The sequence below is a fragment of the Falsiroseomonas sp. genome (assembly GCF_030695085.1).
In the GTDB taxonomy this organism is placed as follows: Bacteria; Pseudomonadota; Alphaproteobacteria; order Acetobacterales; family Acetobacteraceae; genus Falsiroseomonas.
The window spans coordinates 17,344-38,860 of sequence record NZ_JAUYTS010000147.1 but is presented as its reverse complement, the minus strand read 5'-3'; the positions used below and the strand labels follow the sequence as shown (position 1 = coordinate 38,860).

At 69.7% G+C, this 21,517-nt stretch carries 24 protein-coding genes; 14 read left to right on the top strand and 10 right to left on the bottom strand.

Annotation, left to right across the window (positions count from 1 at the left end; genetic code table 11):
• Positions 1 to 15: 15 nt before the first annotated feature.
• From Q8S40_RS15920 to Q8S40_RS15900, 5 genes are all read left to right on the top strand, one after another.
• Positions 16 to 513: a copper chaperone PCu(A)C gene (locus tag Q8S40_RS15920; protein WP_230165278.1), complete on the top strand. Its 498-nt coding sequence runs from the start codon at positions 16 to 18 to the stop codon at positions 511 to 513.
• A gap of 7 nt (positions 514 to 520) precedes the next feature.
• The gene (locus tag Q8S40_RS15915) at positions 521 to 1,141 is read left to right on the top strand and encodes an SCO family protein (protein ID WP_305671161.1); all 621 of its coding nucleotides are present in this window, start codon (positions 521 to 523) and stop codon (positions 1,139 to 1,141) included.
• 248 nt (positions 1,142 to 1,389) lie between these two features.
• Positions 1,390 to 1,857 (top strand): RidA family protein, encoded by a 468-nt coding sequence (locus Q8S40_RS15910; RefSeq protein ID WP_304814698.1) that lies wholly within the window; start codon positions 1,390 to 1,392, stop codon positions 1,855 to 1,857.
• Positions 1,854 to 3,482, top strand: coding sequence for a GMC family oxidoreductase (locus Q8S40_RS15905; RefSeq protein WP_305671160.1), 1,629 nt, complete (start codon positions 1,854 to 1,856; stop codon positions 3,480 to 3,482). Before Q8S40_RS15910 ends, Q8S40_RS15905 begins: the two co-directional genes overlap by 4 nt.
• Positions 3,483 to 3,601: 119 nt before the next feature.
• Positions 3,602 to 4,759, top strand: a complete 1,158-nt coding sequence (locus Q8S40_RS15900) for a glycosyltransferase family 2 protein (protein WP_305671159.1) — start codon at positions 3,602 to 3,604, stop codon at positions 4,757 to 4,759.
• Here the strand turns inward: Q8S40_RS15900 and Q8S40_RS15895 are convergent.
• The 3 genes from Q8S40_RS15895 to Q8S40_RS15885 are packed head-to-tail and all read right to left on the bottom strand — an operon-like array spanning position 4,704 to position 7,173.
• Positions 4,704 to 5,273 (bottom strand): SAM-dependent methyltransferase, encoded by a 570-nt coding sequence (locus Q8S40_RS15895; protein ID WP_305671158.1) that lies wholly within the window; start codon positions 5,271 to 5,273, stop codon positions 4,704 to 4,706. The two genes, Q8S40_RS15900 and Q8S40_RS15895, sit on opposite strands and share 56 nt — an antisense overlap.
• Positions 5,270 to 6,046, bottom strand: a complete 777-nt coding sequence (locus Q8S40_RS15890) for a PIG-L deacetylase family protein (RefSeq protein WP_371136846.1) — start codon at positions 6,044 to 6,046, stop codon at positions 5,270 to 5,272. The genes Q8S40_RS15895 and Q8S40_RS15890 overlap by 4 nt, the downstream gene beginning before the upstream one ends.
• Positions 6,037 to 7,173 carry an acyl-CoA dehydrogenase family protein gene (locus tag Q8S40_RS15885; protein WP_305671157.1) on the bottom strand — a complete coding sequence of 379 codons (1,137 nt, stop codon included), beginning with the start codon at positions 7,171 to 7,173 and terminating at the stop codon, positions 6,037 to 6,039. The genes Q8S40_RS15890 and Q8S40_RS15885 overlap by 10 nt, the downstream gene beginning before the upstream one ends.
• Positions 7,174 to 7,577: 404 nt before the next feature.
• Here Q8S40_RS15885 and Q8S40_RS15880 point away from each other — a divergent pair, with 404 nt between their 5' ends.
• Complete coding sequence (locus tag Q8S40_RS15880; RefSeq protein ID WP_305671156.1) at positions 7,578 to 9,608, top strand: carbohydrate-binding domain-containing protein; 2,031 nt, start codon at positions 7,578 to 7,580, stop codon at positions 9,606 to 9,608.
• An 85-nt stretch (positions 9,609 to 9,693) separates the two neighbouring features.
• Here the strand turns inward: Q8S40_RS15880 and Q8S40_RS15875 are convergent, their stop codons facing one another.
• Positions 9,694 to 10,695, bottom strand: a complete 1,002-nt coding sequence (locus Q8S40_RS15875; protein WP_305671155.1) for an LLM class flavin-dependent oxidoreductase — start codon at positions 10,693 to 10,695, stop codon at positions 9,694 to 9,696.
• Between the two features lie 57 nt (positions 10,696 to 10,752).
• On the opposite strand from Q8S40_RS15875, the gene Q8S40_RS15870 reads away from it, so the two are divergent.
• Positions 10,753 to 12,000: a glycosyltransferase gene (locus tag Q8S40_RS15870; RefSeq protein ID WP_305671154.1), complete on the top strand. Its 1,248-nt coding sequence runs from the start codon at positions 10,753 to 10,755 to the stop codon at positions 11,998 to 12,000.
• Here Q8S40_RS15870 and minE read toward each other — a convergent pair.
• From minE to minC, 3 genes are all read right to left on the bottom strand, one after another.
• A complete protein-coding gene (minE, locus tag Q8S40_RS15865) occupies positions 11,997 to 12,293 on the bottom strand; it encodes a cell division topological specificity factor MinE (protein ID WP_304812050.1) in 297 nt (98 codons plus the stop codon). The two genes, Q8S40_RS15870 and minE, sit on opposite strands and share 4 nt — an antisense overlap.
• A complete protein-coding gene (minD, locus tag Q8S40_RS15860; RefSeq protein ID WP_304812052.1) occupies positions 12,290 to 13,108 on the bottom strand; it encodes a septum site-determining protein MinD in 819 nt (272 codons plus the stop codon). The genes minE and minD overlap by 4 nt, the downstream gene beginning before the upstream one ends.
• 97 nt (positions 13,109 to 13,205) lie before the next feature.
• Complete coding sequence (gene minC / locus Q8S40_RS15855) at positions 13,206 to 13,979, bottom strand: septum site-determining protein MinC (RefSeq protein ID WP_305671153.1); 774 nt, start codon at positions 13,977 to 13,979, stop codon at positions 13,206 to 13,208.
• 233 nt (positions 13,980 to 14,212) lie between these two features.
• Between minC and Q8S40_RS15850 the strand changes: the two genes are divergently transcribed.
• Together Q8S40_RS15850 and Q8S40_RS15845 are read left to right on the top strand one after the other, a co-directional pair.
• The gene (locus tag Q8S40_RS15850; RefSeq protein WP_305671152.1) at positions 14,213 to 14,350 is read left to right on the top strand and encodes a hypothetical protein; all 138 of its coding nucleotides are present in this window, start codon (positions 14,213 to 14,215) and stop codon (positions 14,348 to 14,350) included.
• Positions 14,347 to 14,781 (top strand): thioesterase family protein, encoded by a 435-nt coding sequence (locus tag Q8S40_RS15845; protein WP_305671151.1) that lies wholly within the window; start codon positions 14,347 to 14,349, stop codon positions 14,779 to 14,781. The genes Q8S40_RS15850 and Q8S40_RS15845 overlap by 4 nt, the downstream gene beginning before the upstream one ends.
• A gap of 16 nt (positions 14,782 to 14,797) precedes the next feature.
• On the opposite strand, the gene Q8S40_RS15840 is transcribed toward Q8S40_RS15845, so the two are convergent.
• Positions 14,798 to 15,472, bottom strand: coding sequence for a hypothetical protein (locus Q8S40_RS15840; RefSeq protein ID WP_305671150.1), 675 nt, complete (start codon positions 15,470 to 15,472; stop codon positions 14,798 to 14,800).
• 88 nt (positions 15,473 to 15,560) lie between these two features.
• Here Q8S40_RS15840 and Q8S40_RS15835 point away from each other — a divergent pair, with 88 nt between their 5' ends.
• The 4 genes from Q8S40_RS15835 (at position 15,561) to Q8S40_RS15820 (ending at position 18,740) form a co-directional block, all read left to right on the top strand.
• Positions 15,561 to 15,902, top strand: a complete 342-nt coding sequence (locus Q8S40_RS15835; protein ID WP_305671149.1) for a thioesterase family protein — start codon at positions 15,561 to 15,563, stop codon at positions 15,900 to 15,902.
• Between the two features lie 105 nt (positions 15,903 to 16,007).
• Positions 16,008 to 16,877: a hypothetical protein gene (locus tag Q8S40_RS15830; RefSeq protein WP_305671148.1), complete on the top strand. Its 870-nt coding sequence runs from the start codon at positions 16,008 to 16,010 to the stop codon at positions 16,875 to 16,877.
• 58 nt (positions 16,878 to 16,935) lie between these two features.
• Complete coding sequence (locus tag Q8S40_RS15825; RefSeq protein WP_305671147.1) at positions 16,936 to 17,913, top strand: D-2-hydroxyacid dehydrogenase family protein; 978 nt, start codon at positions 16,936 to 16,938, stop codon at positions 17,911 to 17,913.
• The gene (locus Q8S40_RS15820) at positions 17,910 to 18,740 is read left to right on the top strand and encodes an alpha/beta hydrolase (protein ID WP_305671146.1); all 831 of its coding nucleotides are present in this window, start codon (positions 17,910 to 17,912) and stop codon (positions 18,738 to 18,740) included. The genes Q8S40_RS15825 and Q8S40_RS15820 overlap by 4 nt, the downstream gene beginning before the upstream one ends.
• Before the next feature lie 51 nt (positions 18,741 to 18,791).
• On the opposite strand, the gene Q8S40_RS15815 is transcribed toward Q8S40_RS15820, so the two are convergent.
• Entirely contained in the window at positions 18,792 to 20,006 is a 1,215-nt protein-coding gene (locus Q8S40_RS15815; protein WP_305671145.1) for a Zn-dependent hydrolase, read from the bottom strand.
• 76 nt (positions 20,007 to 20,082) lie between these two features.
• Here Q8S40_RS15815 and Q8S40_RS15810 point away from each other — a divergent pair, with 76 nt between their 5' ends.
• A complete protein-coding gene (locus tag Q8S40_RS15810) occupies positions 20,083 to 20,469 on the top strand; it encodes a RidA family protein (RefSeq protein WP_305671144.1) in 387 nt (128 codons plus the stop codon).
• Here the strand turns inward: Q8S40_RS15810 and Q8S40_RS15805 are convergent.
• The gene (locus Q8S40_RS15805; protein WP_305671143.1) at positions 20,466 to 21,419 is read right to left on the bottom strand and encodes a tripartite tricarboxylate transporter substrate binding protein; all 954 of its coding nucleotides are present in this window, start codon (positions 21,417 to 21,419) and stop codon (positions 20,466 to 20,468) included. The genes Q8S40_RS15810 and Q8S40_RS15805 overlap by 4 nt on opposite strands.
• Positions 21,420 to 21,517 lie beyond the last annotated feature (98 nt).

Sequence of the window (21,517 nt, the reverse complement as noted above, 5' to 3'; positions counted from 1 at the left end):
TCGGAGCAACCTTCCATGCGTCGCACCCTTCTGCGCGCGGTCCTGATGACCGGCGCCGCCTTCGTCTCCCTGCCCTTCCTTGGCGCCCCGCTCGCCGCGCACGATTTCCGTGCCGGGGACCTGGCCATCGACCATCCCTGGACGCGCGCCGTGGGCGCCGCGGCGCCGACTGCCGCCGGCTACATGGTGATCCGCAACACCGGCTCCGCGCCGGATCGGCTGGTCGCCGCCGAGACGCCGCGCGCGGCGCGCGTCGAGTTGCACGAGATGTCCGTCACCGACGGCATCATGCGCATGCGCCCGATCACCGACGGCATTGCGGTGCCGCCAGGCGGGGAGGTGCGGTTGGCACCTGGCGGCCAGCATCTGATGCTGATCGGGCCACAAGGCGGCTTCCAACAGGGCGCCAGCGTGCCGCTCACCCTCGTGTTCGAGCGCGCGGGGCGTGTTGCGGTCGAACTAGCCGTCGATGCGCCGGGTGCGCGCGGCACCGGGCCGCACCAGGGGCATTGAGGCGACGATGCTGCGCATCATCCGTTGGGTGGCCTGGGGCGCCGTTGGCGTCGTGGGCTTCCTGCTGCTGGCCACCACCGGCGGGTGGCTGGTCTCCGATGGTCCGCTGGCGCCGCCGCGCGTCGCGACCGGGCCGCAGACGCTGGCGATCGGCGGGCCCTTCAGCCTGACCGACCACCGCGGCCGCGCGGTCACCGAACGCGACTTCCGCGGCCGGCCGATGGCGGTGTTCTTCGGCTTCACCTATTGCCCCGATGTCTGCCCGACCACGCTCACCGAGATGACGGGCTTCATCGAGGCGCTGGGCGCCGATGCGGACCAGCTTCATTGGCTGTTCGTGAGCGTCGACGGCGAGCGCGACACGCCGCAGGCGATGGCCGCCTACCTGGAGGCCTTTGATCGGAAGATCATCGGGCTGACCGGCACCGAGGCGCAGATCGCGGCGGCTGCACGCGGCTTTCGTGTCATCTACCGCCGCGTTCCGCTGGAGGGCGGCGGCTACACGATGGACCATTCCGCCAGCATCTTCCTGCTTGACGCGGCGGGGCGGTTCGCCGGGACGATCGACCACAAGGAAAGCGAGCGTGTAGCGTTGGAGAAGCTCCGCCTTCTGACGCGGCGCGGCTAGAAGTGCGCACTGATTGGCTGTGAGCGGCGATGCTCGGGCTGCCATCCGGGCGGGCTCTCTGAGGCTATCATCTGACGGTATGGATGACGGTATATGACGGCGTTATGGGGCGAATTTCTGAATGAAAACTTGTGCCTAAGACTCTGATTGACCATCGAGTGGGAGTGACGCGCCAGCCTCAATCGGGGGATGGATCAGCGGCGCCCTGCCCGGCAGATTAGGAACCATTCCCGCCACGGAGCCGCCCCATGTCCGCCGAACGCCGCCTCGCCGAACTCGGCCTGGAACTGCCGCCCTCGCCGAAGCCGATGGGCAACTACGTGCCCTGGCGGATCGGCGGGGGGCTCCTGTTCCTCTCGGGCGTGGGGCCGCGGCGGGCGGATGGCAGTTCGATCACCGGGCTGGTCGGCGCCGATCTCGATGTGGCGCAGGGGTATGAGGCGGCGCGGCTCTGCGGCATCAACCTGCTGGCCAATATGCGCGGCGCGCTGGGTTCGCTGGACCGGGTGGACACCATCCTGAAGGTGCTCGGCATGGTCCGCGCCGTGCCGGAATTCGGCCACCAGCCGGAAGTCATCAACGGCTGTACCGATTTGTTCGTGGAGGTGTTCGGCGATTCCGGCCGCCCGGCACGCTCCGCCGTGGGCCTGGCCAGCCTGCCTCGCGGCATCGCCGTGGAGATCGAGGCCGTGGTGCTGCTGAAATCCGCGCCGTGACCGAAAGCTTCGACTACGTCATCGTCGGGTCCGGCGCGGCCGGATCGGTGCTGGCCAACCGGCTGACGGCTGACCCGGCTGTCACCGTCTGCGTGCTGGAAGCCGGGCCGCCGGACCGCAACCCCTTCATCCATATCCCGGCCGGCTTCATCAAGACGCTCGCCAACCCGGCGGTGACCTGGCAGTTCAAGACCGAGGCCATCCCGATGACCGGCGGGCGGCGCATCAGCACGACGCAGGGGCGCACGCTGGGCGGGTCTTCCTCCGTCAACGGGCTGATCTACAATCGCGGCCAGCCGACCGATCTGGACAGTTGGGCGCAGCGCGGCAATCGCGGCTGGGGCTATGCGGATTGCCTGCCCTATTACCGGCGCAGCGAGAATCGCATCGGCCCGGTGGGGAAGGAAATCGGCGAGTCGCGCGGCCGCAATGCGGATGGCATCCCGATCACCGACATGGACTGGATCAACCAGGTCTCGGAGGCCTTCATCCGCGGCTGCGAGGGCATCGGCATCCCCCGCGCGCCGGACTACAACAGCGGCCAACAGGCCGGCGTCGGCTACTACCAGCGCACCATCCGCAACGGCCGCCGCATCTCCGCCGCCGTGGCCTTCCTGAGGCCGGCGATGAAGCGGCCGAACCTGGAAGTCCGCACCAACGCCCGCGCCAGCCGCATCCTGTTCGAGGGCACCCGCGCCACCGGCATCGCCTACCTTACCGCGCGCGGCGCGGCGCCGCGGCAGGTGATGGCGCGGCGGGAGGTGATCCTGTGTTCCGGCACGGTGAATACGGCGCGGCTGCTGCAGATCTCGGGCGTCGGGCCTGCGGAATTGCTGGGGCGGCTTGGCGTGCCGGTGGTGCGCGATGTGCGCGGCGTCGGGTCCAACTTCCGCGACCATTATGCCAGCCGCTTCGTCATGCGCGCCAAGCCGGGCGTGGAGACGCTGAACGAATTGGCGCGCGGCCTGAAGCTCGGCGCGCAGATCGCCCGCTGGGCCACCGGGCGGCCGAGCATCCTGGCCACCACGCCATCCCATGTGCATGTCTTCTGGAAAAGCTTCGAGGGGCTGGACCAGCCCGATCTGCAATGCGTCTTCACCCCCGGCAGTTACGCCGAGGGCAAGGTCTATGTGCTGGACGACTACCCCGGCGTCACCGCCGGCGCCTGGCAACACCGCCCCGAAAGCACCGGCTGGGTGCGGGCGCGCAGCACCGACGTGTTCGAGGACCCGGAGATCAACCCGAACTACCTGTCGGACCCGATGGATATCCGCGTGCATCTCGGCGGCATGAAGCTGCTGCGCCGGATGCTCGGCACGCCGGAGCTGGGCCAGTATCTGGATGGCGAAACGCTGCCGGGGCCGAAGGTGCAGGGCGATGACGAGTTGCTCGATTTCGCCAAAAGGAACGGCAGCACCACCTACCACCTGATCGGCACGGCGCGGATGGGGCCGGAGACGGACCCGACCGCCGTAGTCAGCGACCGGCTGCTGGTGCATGGGCTGGCCGGGCTGCGCGTGGTGGATGCCTCGATCATGCCGTCCATGCCGTCCGCCAACACCTATGCGACGACGTTGATGATCGCGGAACGCGCGGCCGATTTCATCACCGGCGCGGTGACCTGAGTGACCGTTTGAGAATGCCGGCGGCTGACGACCTGCAGGTGTTCTCAAACGGTCACTGACCCTTCCAACGGTTCCGTGACGGAACGGCCCCGGGGTGGGGGGCGTTTGCCCGGCGCCCAATGCCGATTTCATCCCCCTCCCCGCCGCGCCTTGTCATCGCCATCCCTGCACGGGACGAGGCCGACCAATTGCCCGCCTGCCTTGCGGCCCTGGCGGTGCAGCAGGGCGTGCAGCAGGACGCGATCGCCGTGCTGGTGCTGGCCAATAATTGCAGCGACGACACCGCCGGTCTGGCCCGCAGCCTGGCACCGGCCCTGCCCTATCGGCTGGAGGTGGCCGAATGCTGCCTGCCGCCCCGCCGCGCCCATGCCGGCGGCGCCCGCCGCGCGGCGATGGATGCCGGCGCGGCCCTGTTCGGCGCGGCGCCAGGGCCCGATCCGCTGCTGTTCAGCACCGATGCGGATGGCCGCGCCACCCCCGGCTGGATCGCCGCCAACCTGGCCGCCTTCGCCGCCGGCGCGGATGCCGTGGCCGGCACCTACGCCACGGACCCCACCGAAGCCGCGTTGCTGCCCGCGTCCTTGCGGAGGTGGGAGGCGATGGAGGCCCGCTACGCCGCGCTGCTGGAGGAACTGGCAACCCTGGTCGATTCCGACCCGCACGACCCCTGGCCGCGCCACGCCGTGCATTCCGGCGCCTCCATCGCGCTGCGCCTGTCCGCCTATCGCGCCGTCGGCGGGCTGCCGGAGTTGCCGGTGGGGGAGGATCGCGCCCTGTTCGCGGCATTGCTCGGCGCCGGGCTGCGGGTGCGGCACAGCCCGGCGGCGCGCGTCATCGTCTCATGCCGCCTGGAGGGGCGGGCGGTGGGTGGCATGGCGGATACGCTGCGCCAGCGCCTGGCGCAGCCCGATGCACCGGTCGATGACAGGCTGGAGCCCGCCCTCGCCGCGCTGCTGCGGCTGCGCTGCCGCCACGCGCTGCGGCGCCTGCATTCCGGCCGGCCCCGCCTGGGCGACCCGGCCCGGCTGGCGCTGGCGCTCGGCCTGCCGCGCGAGAGGCTGCGCGCCATCGCCGCGATGCCGCATTTCTGGCCGGCCTGGGAGGAGTTGCAGCGCGCCGCACCGGCGCTGCGCCGCCGGCCGCTGCGGCTTGCCGATCTGCCGGAGGAAATCGCCCGCGGTCGCACCCTGCTGAAGCTGCTGCGCCTGGGCCGGGCGGTGTTCAGCGGCCGCGCAGCAGGTCCAGCCGGTAGCGATCTGCGCGGTTTTGCCAGGTGACCTCGGCCTGCGACGAGAGGGCAGCGCAGAAGGCCTCGGCGGCCGCATCGCCGGTCAGCGGGTAGTCCGTCTCGCCCGTCCAATGCACCAGCAGGATGTCGCCGCCCGCTGCCAGGCTGGCCGCTGTCCGTGCCGCCAGGCGGTGCAGATCGTCCCGGTCCAGATAGTACAGAACCTCGGAAAACAGCATCAGGTCGAAGCGCGCCGCCGGCCAATCCGCCGGCAGCACCGCCTGGCGCAGCGTGACCTGCGGCAGCGCGGCGCAGCGGTCCCGCGCCGCCTGCAAGGGCGCGGCCGCCGCATCCACCGCCAGCAGCGCGTCGCAGCGTGGCGCCAGCGCCGCCGTCAGCACGCCGATGGAACAGCCGGCCTCGAAGGCGCGTCGGTAGCGGCGGCGCGGCAGGGCGGCGAGGGTGGCTGCGTATTTGTCGCGTTCGTAGTCGCTTTCGGCGAAGCGCCAGGGGTCGGGGTCGGCCTGGTACAGCGCCTCGAAATACGCCGGTGGCAGGCTCATGCCGGATCCTCCAGGAACAGTTCCTCCGCCCGGCAGGCGAGGTCCAGCAGCGCCTGTGGCAGCACGAAGCCAGCCGGATCGTCCTGCACCACCTGGCCGAGCTGGGACCGGTGGGCGGCGATGGCGCGGCGCTTGGCGGGCAGCCAGGCCGAGACATCCAGGCGATGGCCGCGCGGCGGCGCCGGCAATTCAGGCGGCGGGGCCAGCGGGAAGCCGGGCACGGGATGCGCATGGGCCAGGCCCCAGACCGGGTAGGCGAATAGCCGGGCCGCAAGGCGCTGCCGCAGCGCCGCAGCCAGGACGAAGCTGGCGGCGTGGTCGGCATGCGGGTCGTGCTGCCAGGCGGCGAAGATGGTGCAGGACGGCGGCGCCAAATCCAGCAGCCGCGCCAGCGCCGCGTCGAAGGCCGCACCTTCGCGCGGCACGCTGCGATCGGGCAGCCCCAGGAAATGCAGGTCCCGCGCCGCATCCAGACCCAGCGCCGCCACCGCATCCCGCGTCTCCGCCTGGCGCAGCTCCGCGAGGCGCACGGGCGGCCAGGTGCGGGAGCCGGGGTGGGACCCGGCGCCATCGCTGACCACCACCACCGTCACCCTCCGCCCCGCCGCGGCGCAGGCGGCGAGAAGCCCGCCGCAGCCGACGCTCTCATCATCCGGATGCGGCGCCAGCACCAGCGCCGCGCCATCCGGGCCGAGCAGCGCGGCGGGGTCGGCGCCGCGGGGCAGGTCGCGCTCCGCCGCGCGCAGCCAATCCCCGGCCGGGATCAGCCCCACAGGTCACCCGGCTCCGCCGCCGCCTCCAGCACATGCGCCGCCGCGCCGACCAGCGCCCGGTCCGGCGCCGGCTGGCGCAGATAGGTGGCGAGGTCGCGGGCGACGCGCTCGATGGGGTTGGGGCGCATGAAGGCCTGCAACCCGATGGAGCGCTGCGCCAGTTCCAGCACATCCAGCGCCGTCCGCTCCACCGCCAGCCGTGCCAGGTTCACATAGGCCACGGTGTCCGCCTCCGGCAGCGCCGCTTCGGCGCGTTGCGCGGCGGAGTGCACCCAGAGCCGCGCCGTCTCCGCCGCCATCGCAGCCTGGCCGAGCCGCGCCGCCTGGTGCGGGTCACCGCCTCGGCCGGTGTGGCTGAGATGCGCGCGGAGCAGGCCGAGCACCGCTTCCACCCCGCCGCATTGCACGGCGGCGAAGCGCCAGGCGCCGCCGGAGAAATCCGGCTGGCGCAGGTAATCGCCCTGCTGGCCGATCAGCACGGCAGGCAGGCCGGTGAAATCCACGGCGCCGGTGGCGGAGGCGCGCATGCCCTGCGCGGTCCAGGGCGACAGATCCGCCCGCTCCCCCGGCGCAAGATCAACCAGCAGCATCTGCGGCGGCGCCGCGACGCTGTCCCGTGCCGTGACCAGCGCACGGTCCACCCGGCCGGCACCGGAACACAGGATCTTTCGCCCGCGCAGCACGCCGTCCGCCACGGCCAGGGGCGGCTCGTTGAAGCCATCGGTGTTCCAGACGCCGAAGAAGCAGCCTCGCCGTGCATCCCGCGCCGCGGCCTCGGCCTGCGCAGGGCTGCCATGGCGCAGCACCAGGCGCAGCGCGTTCACATGACCCTCATAGAGCCGACCCAGCGGCAGGCTGGCGCGGCCGACCAGCCGCAGCGCGGTGGCCAGCGGCGCGGCCCCTTCCGGCGTGGTGCCAAGGCCTGCGCCGCCAAGGGCGCGCGGCAGGGGGGCGGTCAGCAGGCCGATGTCGCGCAGCGCGGCGACACCCGCCCCGGGGAAGGCGCCATCGACATCCAGTGTCGCCGCTTCCGCAGCGATATGGGCGGCCGCTTCGCGCAGCGCGGCGAGAAGCCCGGTCGTGGGGTCGGGGCGTATCGGTTCAGGCCGAAGGTGCAGGCTTCTCATGTCACAGCGCGGCAGCGCATCCCCGGTCCCTTCATCACGGCACATGATGCGCCGAATGCGTAACGGGCGAGGATGCGAAAGGATGCAGCCCGGAGCCCTGCGGGAACGGGGATGAGCCTGCACGGCCAGTGCCGCCGCGGACGACCGGCCCAAGCCTCGCCGGACGAGATCCGAAGCGGCAGCAGTCACGCCGCCATCGCCATATCAGCGCCGAATCACGACATAGAATGAACACATTCGTCGGAAGTTAATCCGGACCTATTCAGCGCGTAGAATAATCTAATACAGTTCTGGTTTGCCTGAATTTCTGAACGAACACCGAACAATTTTTTCTCTAACTTGACTCCTCCACGCCACGATGATTTTTGATTGTCGCGGACCGCCAATATCGTAAGGAATTTATAGTGGCGATTTTGACTATAGGTGAGGACAAGCAGTTCTCGAATATTTCTGCCGCAGTGGCAGCGTCGCGTGATGGGGATGTTCTGGCGGTCGACGCCGGCACCTACATCAACGACTTCGCGACCATCGATACCAAGATCACGCTCCAGGGCGTCGGTGGCATGGTGAAGATGGTCGCCACGGAGGCCCCCGGGAACAGGAAGGGGATCCTGGTCACCAACACGGACATCACGATCGATCGTTTCGAATTCTCCGGCGCCGCGGTGCCGGACGGCAACGGCGCCGGCATCCGCTACCAGGGCGGCGATCTCACGATCACCAACAGCTATTTCCACGACAACCAGAACGGCCTGCTGGCCAACCCGGCGCCCTCGGGCAGCATCACGATCCGTGACTCGGAGTTCAGCAGCAACGGCGCCGGCGACGGCTACACCCACAATCTCTATGTGGGCGAGATCGGCAGGCTGACCGTGTCCGACAGCTACTTCCACGACGCGGCCGTCGGCCACCAGATCAAGAGCCGTGCCTTGGCCACCACCATCACCGACAGCCGCATCGTGGATGGCGCGGATGGCACCGGCAGCTACAGCATCGACCTGCCCAATGGCGGCGTCGCCGTCATCAAGGGCAACGTCATCGAACAAGGCGCGAAATCCGGCAACCCGGTGATGATCTCCTATGGCGTGGAGGGCAATGTGCACCGCGGCTCCACCCTGGAGGTCAGCAACAACACCTTCCTGAACGACATGGCCTCGCCAAGCGCCAGGCTGCTGTGGAACGCGACCTCGACGACCGCGACGCTCACGGCCAACAGTGTCAACGGGCTTTCGCCGTCGCAATACGGCACCGGCCCCATGACCATCACCGATATGATCACGCTGACATACGATCCCGGCGTGGATACCGCCTCGCCTTGGGCCGTCATCGTGGCCCCGCCCCCGGCATCGCAGCCCACCCCCGCGCCGGAACCGGCCCCTGCGCCGGAACCCAGCCCGGCGCCGGAACCCGCACCCGCGCCGGATGCCGATCCGGCCGGCGTTCCACTGACCATCAGGCTCGGTGCGGAGAGCTGGCAGGGTGACCCCATTGCCGTTGTCATCCTGAACAGCGAGACGGTCTTCAACGGCGCCATCACCGCGCCGCACGCAACGGGAGGGCAGGTGGTGGAACTTGGCAGAGTCGATGCCGGCCAGCCCCACCAGGTTTCCGTCCAGTTCACCAATGATGCCTGGGGCGGGACGGCCACCACCGACCGGAACCTCCATGTCCAGGCCATCGAGATTGGCGGCGTCGATACAGGTTCGTCGCGCAGCCTGATGTCGAACGGCACCGCGAGCTTCACGGTCGCTGCGGCTCAGCCGGCGGCCGAGCCGCCCGCACCGCCGGAACCCGCACCAGCGCCGGATGCCGACCCGGCCGGCGTTCCATTGACCATCAGGCTCGGTGCGGAGAGCTGGCAGGGTGACCCCATTGCCGGTGTCATCCTGAACAGCGAGACGGTCTTCAACGGCGCCATCACCGCGCCGCACGCAACGGGAGGGCAGGTGGTGGAGCTTGGCAGAGTCGATGCCGGCCAGCCCCACCAGGTTTCCGTCCGGTTCACCAATGATGCCTGGGGCGGGACGGCCACCACCGACCGGAACCTCCATGTCCAGGCCATCGAGATTGGCGGCGTCGATACGGGCCTGTCGCAGGCCCTGATGTCGAACGGCACCGCGAGCTTCACGGTGGCTGCGGCTCAGCCGGCGGCCGAGCGGCCCGCACCGCCGGAACCGGCAACGGCGCCCGCGTCTGCACCAGCGCCGGTGGATGCCACGCCCCCGGTCAGCACCGGAGACGACACGCGCTTCAGCCAGGCGGAGTGGAACGCCGTCATACAGTCGGAAAACGGGCAGCTGGACGGTGAAGGCGTGGCGCTGGTCCAAGCCTGGGCCGATAGCGATGCCAGTGTCATGGCCGATGCGGATATGATGAACGCGCTGCAGGGCACCCAGAGGGCAGACCCGACAGCGGGTGACTTCCTCTTCGTCTGACCCTTGGGGCCGGGGCGGCGCGGGCCGTTGCGCCGCCTCTCACGCGTATCGGACAGACCCGCCGCCGTCCCGGCGCATCAACCCGTCAGGCAGCAACGGGCGCCGCCGCACGCGCCTCCGCCAGGATGCCGAAGGAGCGCAGCCGCGCGGCATGGTCGTGGATCTGGGCCGTCACCATCAGCTCATCCGCGCCGGTGCGGGCGACGAAATCCGCGAGGCCCCGGCGCACCGTCTCCGGCCCGCCGACGATGGAACAGGACAGCGCATTGTCCAGCATCGCCTGCGCCCGCGGGTCCAACCGTTCCGCGAAACCCTCCATCGGCGCGGGCAGCTTGCCGGCGCGGCCGGTCCGCAGGTTCACGAAGGCCTGTTGCAGGGAGGTGTACAGGAAGCGCGCCTCCGCATCGGTCGCCGCCGCCACGACGTTGACGCCCAGCATCACATGCGGCGCCGCCAAACGGGCGGAGGGCCGGAAGCGGGCGCGGTAGATCTCCACCGCATCGCGCATCTGCGTCGGCGCGAAATGCGACGCGAAGGCGTAGGGCAGCCCCATCATCGCCGCCAATTGCGCGCCATAGGTCGAGGAACCAAGGATCCAGGCCTCCACCGCCAACCCGGCGCCGGGCACCGCCTGCACCGCCTGGCCCGGCTGGACGGGCTCGAAATAGGCCAGCAGCTCCATCACGTCGCGCGGGAAGTAGTCCACATCCGCATGCAGGTTGCGGCGCATCGCCTGCGCGGCATGGCCATCCGTGCCCGGGGCGCGGCCAAGGCCGAGGTCGATGCGGCCGGGATGCAGCGCGGCCAGCGTGCCGAACTGCTCCGCCACCAGCAGCGGCGCGTGGTTCGGCAGCATCACGCCGCCGGCACCGATGCGGATGCGGCTGGTGCCATGCGCGACATGCGCCAGTGCCACCGCCGTCGCCGCACTCGCGATGCCCGGCATGTTGTGATGCTCGGCCATCCAGAAGCGGTTGTAGCCAAGCTGCTCCGCATGCCGCGCCAGATCGGCGGAGTTGCGGAGCGCCTGCCCGGCATCACTGCCTTCGGGGATGGGCGAGAGGTCGAGGACGGATAGGGTGATCATGCGCCGGATATGGGCATCGGCCCTGGGCGGCAAAACCCTGGCGCGCGAGGATGTGCCATGCGCGGGGAAGACAGGTTGATCGTATTGCAGACGCTGGGCACGCGCGGCGATGTGCAGCCCTTCCTGGCGCTCGCCCGCGGCCTGCAAGCGGCAGGCTTCGCCGTGCGCCTGGCCACCGCGCCCCGCTTCCAGGCGGAGGTGGAGCAGGCGGGCGTGGCCTTCGCGCCGCTGCCGGGCGAGATGCTGGCGCTGATCGATACGCCGGAAGGCCAGGCGGCGATTTCCGGCCGGCACAGGCTGTGGGCGGCGCTGCGCCTGATGCGTGGGCGCGGGCCGATGTTCCGCCGGCTGCTGGACGCGCAGTGGGCGGCGGCGCAGGGGGCCGCGCTGCTGGTCTGGCACCCGAAGGCGCTGGGCGGGCCGCATATCGCGGAACGCCTCGGCATCCCGGGCTTTGTGGCGCTGCCACTGCCGGCGCTGGCACCCACGGCTGCCTTCCCTTCCCCGCTGCTGCCCTTCGCCGAACTCGGCCCGTTGAACTGGGCGAGCCATGCGCTGATGCTGCGGGCGGCGGAGCGTATCGCCCGGCAGCCGCTGCGCGATTGGCGGCAGAAGGTGCTGGGCCTGCCACCCGCCGGGCGCGGCGCGGCGGCGGCCGGGCGGCTGCACGCCTACAGCCCGGTGCTGGTGATGCGGCCCGCGGATTGGGATGCGCGCACCCATGTGACCGGCCCCTGGGTGCTGCCGACGCCGCAGGATTGGACCCCGCCACCGGCCCTGGCCGCCTTCCTGGCCGCCGGGCCGCCGCCGGTGCATGTGGGCTTCGGCAGCCTGCCGACGGAAGACGCCGCGCGGATGGGTCGGCTGGTGGCGGAGGCGCTGGCGCTGGCCGGGCAGCGCGGCGTGATCTCAACCGGCTGGGGCGGGCTGGCGCTCGATTCGCCACGGCCGGGACTGCATGTGATCCAGGGCGCGCCGCATGGCTGGCTGTTCCCGCGCATGGCGGCGGTGGTGCATCATGGCGGCGCGGGCACCACGGATGCCGGGCTGCGCGCCGGCTGCCCCACCGTCGTGTGCCCCTTCTTCGGTGACCAGCCCTTCTGGGGCCGGCGGGTGCAGGCGCTGGGTGTGGGACCGGCGCCGATCCACCAGCGTGCGCTCACTGCCGAGGCCCTGGCGGCCGCCATGCGCCAGGCGGTCAGCGACCCGGCAATGCGGGAAGCGGCCGGTCGCCTCGCGGCGCAGATGGCGGGCGAGGATGGCGTGGCCGAGGCCATCCGCATCCTGCGCCGCGCGATCCTCTAGCCCGCCGCGGCGCGCCGGTTGGCGGTGGCGGGCGGGCCGGGCAGATCGATCTCGATGGCGAGCGTGGACATGTCCCCGCCCCGATCCAGCGAGACATTCACCCGGCCCGGATCGATGGCGACATAGCGCGCCACCACCGCCACGATCTCCATCTGCAGCTTCGGCAGGAAATCCTCCCGCGTCCGCCCGATGCGCTCATGCGCCAGGACGATCTGGAGCCGTTCCTTGGCGTTGCTGGCGCTTTGCGGCGGCTCGGGCTTGCGGCCCTTGAAGAGATCAGCGAGCCAGCTCATGCCGCCCTCCCCCCGAACAGACGTGAAAACAGGCCCTTCTTGGCCGGCTCCAGGAAGCGATGCTCGATCTTGTCGCCCAGGAAGCGCCCGACTGCATCCTTGTAGGCCTGACCGGCGGCGCTTTCCTGGTCCATGATCACCGGATTGCCGGTGTTGGACGCCTTCAGCACGCTTTCGCTTTCCGGGATTACGCCGAGCAGCGGGATGGCCAGGATTTCCCGGATATCCTCCAGCTTCAGCATTTCCCCCTTCTCGACGCGGTTCGGATCGTAGCGCGTCACCAGCAGATGCTCGCGCACCGGCTCGCGCTTGTCTTCCGCCCGCTTCGACTTGGATTGCAGCACGCCCAGGATGCGGTCGCTGTCGCGGACGGAGGAGACCTCCGGGTTCGTCACGATGATCGCCTGATCGGCGAAGTACAGCGCCAGCAGCGCGCCCTTCTCGATACCCGCCGGGCTGTCGCAGACGATGAAGTCGTGATCCTTCGAGAGTTCCTCGATGATCTTGCCGACGCCTTCCTTGGTCAGCGCGTCCTTGTCCCGCGTCTGGCTGGCCGGCAGGATCGAGAGTGTGTCGACGCGCTTGTCGCGGATCAGCGCCTGGTTCAACCGCGCCTCGCCGCTGATGACGTTGACGATGTCGAACACCACGCGCCGCTCGACGCCCATGATCAGGTCGAGGTTGCGCAGCCCGACATCGAAATCGATGACCACGGTCTTCTTGCCACGCTGCGCCAGGCCGGTGGCGATGGCGGCGGACGATGTCGTCTTGCCGACCCCCCCCTTGCCCGACGTGACCACGATGATTTCCGCCATGCTGACCCCCATCAACCGCGACCCCGTGGGGCGCGCCGCAACCATTCCAAAAGAACCTCGGCAGCTTCAGCCGCCAGGGAACAAACCCGGTCGGCTTTCAGCCGACGGGGTCGAACCGCATATGCTCGCCGACCAGCCGCGCCTGCACGGTCTTGCCGATCGGTGCCTCCCCCAGCCCTTCCCGCACCGCGTAATAGCCGGCGATGGAGACGAGTTCCGGGTCGAAATTCAGCGCGAAGACCCGCGCTTCCGCATTGTCCTGGCCGCCGGCGATGGCGCGGCCGAGCAGGCGGCCATAGACGTGGATGTTGCCATCCGCGATCACTTCCGCCCCGCGATTCACCGTGCCGACGATGATCAGGTCGGTGCCCTGCGCCCAGATGCGCTGGCCGGCGCGCACCGGCTGGTCCACCACCATGGCGGCGCGCAGCGCGGGGGCCTCGGCGGGTGGCGCGGTTTGCGGCGGGGCGGGGGGCGGCGGGGGCATGGGCGCGCCGGGGGGCGCCATCGGCAGGTCTTCCTCCCGCGCGCCACCGGCCTGGCGCAGCGGCGGCAGGCCGGCGCCCTGGGCGGCGATCCGCATCTCATGCGTGCCGCCGGTGGTGCCGATCGGCACGATCTCGATGGCGCGCAGCCCCTGCACCAGGGCGGCGAAATCCACCTCCTCCGGCCGTGCGGGAATGTCGTCCAGCCCGATCACCACGGGGGCGAAGCGCAGGAAGCCAGGGGCACGGCGGAACTGGTCGCCCAGCGCCGGCACCAGGGCCTCCACCCGATGATCCAGCAGCCGCATCACCAGCAGATTGAAATTCGCCCCCCGCAGGCGGAAGGGTTCGAGGCGCGAGGCGGAAGGCTGGGGCGCGGCGGACATCGCGAGGGGGGATTTCCCGGGCCAGGAGGTGCAGGATCGAAGGGAGGGGCGGCGTAATCCTGCTCTATACCGGCCCCGGGACAGAGCGCGAAGCCTTCTCACGCAGGCATGACACTTTGCAGGCGCTTGGCGCCCGAATCTGCGATGCGGCGTGAAGTCCGAATCGGACCGGGAACCCCTTCACCCGGCCGCGGCGCTGTTGTTCCATACCGCGCGGATGGGCGGAGCGCGTGATGACCAAGAAGCTGCCGGAACGGACGGATTACCGTTTCTTCCTGGATATCCCGACCCGCTGGATGGACAACGACATCTACGGCCACGTCAACACATTACCCCGATGGTGTGACGCGGGCGTAAGGGACCGAACATGACCGAGCGCAAGCCGCCAGCCCGCCTGTCGGATTTCCCGCACCATTGCACGATCACGACGCGCTGGTCGGATAACGATGCCTATGGGCACATAAACAACGTTGTTTTCTATGGATTTTTTGACACTGCGGTGAACCGCTGGCTCATCTCGGTGGGTGCGCTCGACATCGCGGCCAGCGAAGCCATCGGCCTCGTGGTCGAAACGGCATGCAGCTACCGCAAACCCCTTACCTACCCGCAGAACGTGTTGGTCGGCATGCGACTTGCCCATCTCGGCAACACCTCGGTCCGCTACGACTTAGCTGTCTTTGGAGCGGGTGATGAAGAAGCGGCGGCTGAGGGCCGCTTCACCCACGTTTACGTCGCCCGCGACACTGGCCGCCCGGTGCCCGTGCCACCGCTTCTGCGCGTGGCGTTAGAGGTGTTGACGTAGCACCTGATCAGCGATGTCATCCCCGAGCGGCCTTGCTTGCTTCGCGAAGCCTTCGAGCGATGTCCTTCTCGCGTTTCAATAGCTCTTCCCAGACGAAGTCGGGGATCAGCCACGGCAAGTTGCCGTAGCCCGCAGTAACCTGCGTTCCCGCAGGAGGTAGAAGTAGATGCTTCTGGGCGAGCCCTTTCGGCAAGGGCGATAGAACCGATTCTACGACGGTTTGCTGGCGCTTCTGGATAGCCTCGTCAAAGAGCGTCAGCTCAGCGAGGCTCAGATATTCGAGGCGTCGTAGGATGGCAGCCCTCTTCTCATCTTCCTCCCGACGCAGCGCTTCGGCTTGTTCCATCGCGGCGCGTGCCTCACGCTCGACCTCTGCCTTGCGTTCTTCTGCGCGGAGGATTGCTTCTGCGAGCGAAGCTGCATCCCTCTCTCTCCGTCGCTTCTCCGCCGCCTGCCGCACGCGCCAGCGAACGAAGGCACGCATACCGGTCTCGATGCTCTTGGCTACGGCCACAAGGCCGAATAGCCACATGACCACTTGAGCGATCCAACGGTGATCTGAGGGGACAACATCAAGCACTACCCATGCGGCGAGCGCTATGGCGCCGCAAACCAGCGTGGAAACGGTGGATAGAATCCGTTCGAGCGTCCCTATGGCGGCTTCCATGCACGCAATGATGGGGAACTTCACGACGTGTGTGAAGGCGCAACATCCTTTCCTGAACCAGCCGACGGATCACCCGGGCGGTTGGGAGAGCTAGTCGTGCGCAATCAACAACGTGACCTATTACTCCTATTTCGATACGGTGGTGGCGCGCTTCCTGCTCGGCACCGGTGCCATCAACCTGGTGGACAGCCCGGTGATCGGGGTTGTGGTGGAGACCCAATGCCGCTTCCACGCACCCATCGCCTTCCCGGACGCCGTGACCGCCGGGCTGCGGGTGGAACGCGTGGGCACTACCTCCATCCGCTACGGCATCGGCATCTTCCGCGAAGCAGGCCAGCAGGTAAGCGCGGAGGGGCATTTCGTGCATGTCTATGTGGATCGCGCGACGCAGCGCCGGCCGACACCGCTTCCGGATGTACTGCAGCAGGCCGCGACCGCGATACTTGTGCCCTGACGCCACCGGACAACCGAAGGTTGCGGCGATTTGCTCCAGCCGTTAGCCTTTGGACTTGCCCCGTGATGAGGATCGGATGAACCACGCCGGCAGGCCCTGTCCCGCATGAGCGCCACCGGCCTTCTCCCGGCCTGGCGCCTGGCGCCACCGCCTGCTGCGCTGGCGCAGCCGGTGCTGTCCGTCCATGCCCTGCGCTATGTGGCGGAAGGCAGGCCGGGCGCCCTGCCCGCCATTGCCGGGCTACGCCTGCAGGCGATGGGGATCGCCAGCGCCGAGCACGGCTTCGATTCCGCCACCGGCCTCACCTCCCTGCGGGACCTGCCGCCCGGCCCGCGCCGCATCCTGGTCACGGACCCGCAGCGCCGCTACCTGCCCGGGGCATTGACCGTGGTGGTCCCCTCCCGCTTCCCGGTCCGGCCGACGGCCTCCCCGCCAGGCGAGGCATCGCAATACGGGGCTTTGGGGGGCGGGGCAGCGGGGCGCGGGGCGCCGCTTCGGGTCTCGATCCGCCTGCGCCCCTCGCCCAGCCGCGCGGTGCCGGATGGGATGACGGCGGTGATCGGGCGGCTGCGGGACCAGCAGGGCCGCGGCATCGCGCTTGGCCGCCTGGAATGCACCACCCTGCTGCACGGCCAGCCGGTGCGGCTGGTGACCTGGACCGATGCCGATGGCAGCTTCGCGCTGCTGCTGCCTGGCGAGGCACCACGGCTCGACATGCCACCGCCACCGCCCGTGGCCCGCAGGCTGGAGGTGCGGGTGCCGGTGCCGGCCCTCGCGGCCGCGCACGCCGCCGCTTTCCGGGGCGCGCTGCCGGATGGGCTGGATGGCATGGCGGCGGAGCAGGTGGCGCTGCTGTTCACCCCCTGCGCCGTCCAGCTTCGCGCCGCCGACGGCGCACCCGGCGACCAGCCGCCCGGCCTGCTGCCGATCCGTCCCGGCCGCAGCATCCGCTGGGACCTCGTAGCGCCCCATTGACGACACGGCGCCGCTGCCCGCAATTCGGCTCCAACCGATCCGGAAGGAAGCAGACGGCATGGCAACGCTGAACAGGCTGGCGATCCTCGATGATTTTCAGGGCGTAGCCCGGGAAATGGGACCCTGGGACAGGCTGCCGCCTGGCCTGAAGATCGAGGTGTTCGAGGATGCCCTGGCCGACCAGGATGCGCTGGTGGCCCGCCTGCTGCCCTTCGACGCCATCCTCGGCATCCGTGAGCGCACGCCCTTCCCCGCCGCGCTGCTGAAGCGCCTGCCCAATCTGAAGCTGCTGATGACGACCGGGGAGCGCAACCGCGCCTTCGACGTCGCCGCCGCCAATGCCCAGGGCATCACCGTCTGCGGCACGCCCAGCAGCGGCGCGCCCACCGTGGATATCACCTGGGGCCTGATCCTCGGCCTGCTGCGCGACCTGCCGGCCCAGACCGCCAGCCTGCGCGCCGGCACCTGGCAGGCCAAGGGCGCGCCCAACAGCGTCGGCACGGCGGCGGAGGGGCTGACGCTGGGCATCCTCGGCCTCGGCAAGCTCGGCACCCGCGTGGCCAGGGTGGGCCAGGCCTTCGGCATGAAGACCATCGCCTGGAGCCAGAACCTGACGGCGGAAGCCGCCGCCGCGGTCGGTGCGACGCGGGTGGAGAAGGCGGAGCTGTTCGCGCAGGCGGATGTGGTGACGCTGCACATGATCCTGTCGGATCGCTCCCGCGGCATTGTCGGCGCCAGCGAATTGGCGGCGATGAAGTCCACCGCCTACATCGTGAACACCAGCCGCGGCCCGCTGATCGACCAGCCCGCGCTGATCGCGGCGCTGAGCGAGGGCCGCATCGCCGGCGCCGGGCTGGATGTGTTCGACCGCGAGCCGCTGCCGCTGGACCACCCGCTGATGTCCTGCCCGAACACGCTGCTAACGCCGCATCTCGGCTATGTCTCGCGGCAGAATTTCGGCGCGTATTTCACCGGCGCGGTGGAGGCGATCGAGGCCTATCTGGCCGATGCGCCGATCCGCGTGCTGACGCCATGAACGCGCTGCCCGCCTTCTGGGCCGCCGCCAGCCAGGCGGAACGCGACGCCGCCTACAACAATGCCGAGGCCGTGGCCGACAGCACCGCGCTGATGGCCGAGCGCGATGCGGCGGCGGAGGCGTTTCGCGCCGCAAATCCCGGACATCTCGACCTGGCCTATGGCGAGGGCGAGCGGGAGGCGTGGGACCTGTTCCCCGGCAACGACCCGGCCGCGCCCTGCCTGGTCTTCATCCATGGCGGCTACTGGCAGCGCAACCGCCGCGAGAACTTTTCCCACCTCGCGGAGGGGGCGCTGGCGATGGGCTGGTCCGTCGCCTTCAACGGCTACACACTGGCACCGGCGGCATCCCTGACGCAGATCGCCTGGCAGATCCACCGGGGGCTCGATTGGCTTTCGGCGCATGGCGCGCAGCATGGGATTGCGGGGCCGCTGGTCGCCTCCGGCTGGTCCGCCGGCGGGCATCTGACGGCACTCGCCCTGGAGCATCCGGCGGTGACGGCCGGGCTGGCGATTTCCGGCATCTTCGAACTGGCGCCGATCCGCGACACCTACCTGAACGCCGCGCTGAAGCTGACCGAGGCCGAGATCGCGGAGCTTTCGCCGATGCGCCGGCCCGTGGTGCACAAGCCACTCGCCATCGCCTATGGCACCGCGGAACTGCCGGAGCTGGTGCGCCACAGCCGCGACTTCCACGCGCTGCGCAGCGCCGCCCATGCGCCCGGCCCGCTGGTACCGATTCCGGGCGCCGATCACTTCCGGGTGCTGGAGGCGCTGCGCCAGCCGGGCGGTTCGCTGCTGCGGCTGGCGGAGACGCTGCTCAGTTAGCTTCTCCCTCCCCCGCCTTTGCGGAGGAGGGTCGGGGTGGGGGACGGCGTTTTACCCCACCGGCGCGTTGTTGCCGAGATAACGCGCCACGCCCGCCGCCAGCACCTCGACGCATTTCGCGAGGTCCTCGTCCTTCGTATCCTCCGCCCAATGGTGGCTGATGCCATTGATGGAGGGGGAGAACAGCATGGCGGCGGGCATCACCTTCGCCATGTATTGCGCGTCATGCCCCGCGCCGGATGGCATGTGGCGCCAGGCGCCGGGGGCCAGGTCCTCGGCCGCCGCGGCCAGCGCTGCCTGCATCGCCGTGTCGCAAAGCGCGGGCTTGGACAGGCTCAGCGCCTCCAGCTTCACCGTGCAGCGTTCGCGGCGATTGGCCTCCTGCACGCAGGCGCGCAGGCAGGCTTCCATGCGGTCCAGCATCGGCTGCTCCACATCGCGGAACTGGAACAGTACCTCCGCGCTGCCCGGGATGATGGAAGCGGCGCCGGGGTCGAGGCTGATGCGGCCGCAGGTCCAGGTGCTGCGCGGGCCGCAGGCGAAGGGCATGCGTTCATCCAGCATCGCCAGCAGGCGCACGGCCGTCAGCCCGGCGTCGCGGCGCTCCGCCATGGTGGTGCCCCCGGCATGATCCTGCATGCCCTCGATGAGAATGCGCCACTGCCAGATCGCGACGATGCCGGTGACCACGCCGACCTGCTGCGCGGCCGATTCCAGCTGCGTGCCCTGCTCGATATGCAATTCGAGAAAACCCTTGTGACGGCCGGGCTCCAGCTGAATCCGGGGCAGCCCCTCCAGCCCCGCCTCGCGCAGCGCCTGGCGCAGCGGCTTGCCATGGTAGCGGTTGGCCAGCCGGTCGATTTCGTCCTCCGGCAGCTCGCCGATGAAGCTGCGGCTGCCGATGAAGCCGCCGTAGTGGCCTTCCTCATCGGCGAAGGCGATGACATCCACCGGCAGGCCGCTGCGCGCCAGCGCCACGCCCGCCATCACGCCCAACGCACCATCCAGCCAACCGGCCTGGTTCTGGCTTTCGATATGGCTGCCCACCAGCAGCTTCGGGCCCGGCCCGGGATGGCGGCCGATGACGTTGCCGATGCCGTCGATGGACGGCTCCAGCCCACATTCCGCCATGCGGTCCATCAGCCAGCGGCGGCTTTCCATATCCTCCGGCGAGAAGGTCGGGCGGTGCACGCCGGTCTTGTAGGCACCGATCTTTCGCAGCTCGTGCAGGTCCTTCAGGAAGCGGGCTGTATCGACCTGCGGCATATCGTGCGACCTTCGGCTGTTGCCTCTCCATGGTGGAACGCGCATCCCTGCCGCGTCCAGAGAAGGAACCCGCGCCATGCCCGAAATCAGCCGATTCATGCCGCCCGCCGGCGGCCGCCCCTACCCGCCCTTCGCCATCTCCGTCCGGCATGGCGCCACGCTCTATGTCTCCGGGATTGGGCCGATGGGGCCGGATGGGGTGCCGAAGGATGATTTCGCGGCGCAATTCGCGATCGTCATCGGCAATCTGCAACGCGCGCTGACCGAGGGCGGCAGCAACATGCGGAGCATCCTGAAGGCGAATGTGCTGCTGACGCGTGCCGGTGACGTGGCGGAGATGAACCGGCTCTATGCCGAGGCCTTCCCCGCCGATGCGCTGCCGGCGCGCACCACCTGCGTGGTCGCCGCGCTGCCGGTGCCGGAGTTCCTGCTCGAGATCGAGTGTATCGCCGCGGTGTATTAGGACTGCTTCCAGGGCGTGCTGCGCCAGATCGCGCCATAGGCCGCATGTTCGCGTTGCACGAAGGCGGTCATCGTGGCGCGGTCCATGTAGCGCAGGATCAGGTAGTCGCGGTCGGTCAGCGCCTTGAACTCCGGATCCTGCGCGGTCTGGCGCACCGCATCCTCCCAGCGCTGGATGATGGGCGCGGGCGTGGCGGCGGGCAGCGCGAAGCCGCGGGCGGAACCGGCTTCCAGCTTCCAGCCGCCCTCCCCGGTCGTCGGCAGATCCGGTGCGCGGTCCCAGCGGTTTTCGGACATCAGCGCCAATACGCGCAGCGCGCCCTGGATATGCGCGCGCACGGTCAGGCTGACGGTTGAGATGGACCCCGCCACATGCCCGCCCTGGACAAGCTGCATCGCCTGGCCCGCGCCCGGCGTCGGCACCCAGGTGAAGCGCACCCCGGCCGCGCGTTCCAGTTGCATCAGCGCCAGATGCGGCGCGCTGCCGACCCCGGCACCGGCCATCGTCACCGTCTCCGGCTGCGCCCGCGCGGCCTCCACGAGTTCAGGCAGCGTCCTGTAGGGCGAGTTAGGGCCGACGAAGATGGTGTAGGGCTCATCGGTCAGCAGCCCGACATAGGCGAAGCTGTCCACCGTGTAGCGCGGCGTGTTGTCGAACAGCGCGGTCACCAGCGCGGGAAAGGACACCAGCGCGGCGGTGCGGCCATCCGGCGCGGCGGCGGCCAGTTCGTTCAGCATGATCATGCCCCCGGCGCCGGGGCGGTTCACCACGATGACCGGATGGCCGAGATACTTGGCGAAGAAGGGGGCCGCCATGCGCGCGGCAAGGTCGATATTCCCGCCAGGCGTGAAGCCGACGAGCAACTGCGCCGGACGATCCTGCGCATGGGCGCGGGAGATGAGGGCGGGCAAGGCGAGGCTGGCGGCGAGAAGGCTGCGGCGCTGTGGCAAGGCAGGAACCTCCGCATGGGGAGCGCACATCCTAACATCCGCACATTCCCGCGATGCAAGGATTAGGTTGCAGCATTGTAAGTCGCTGGCTACGGTTT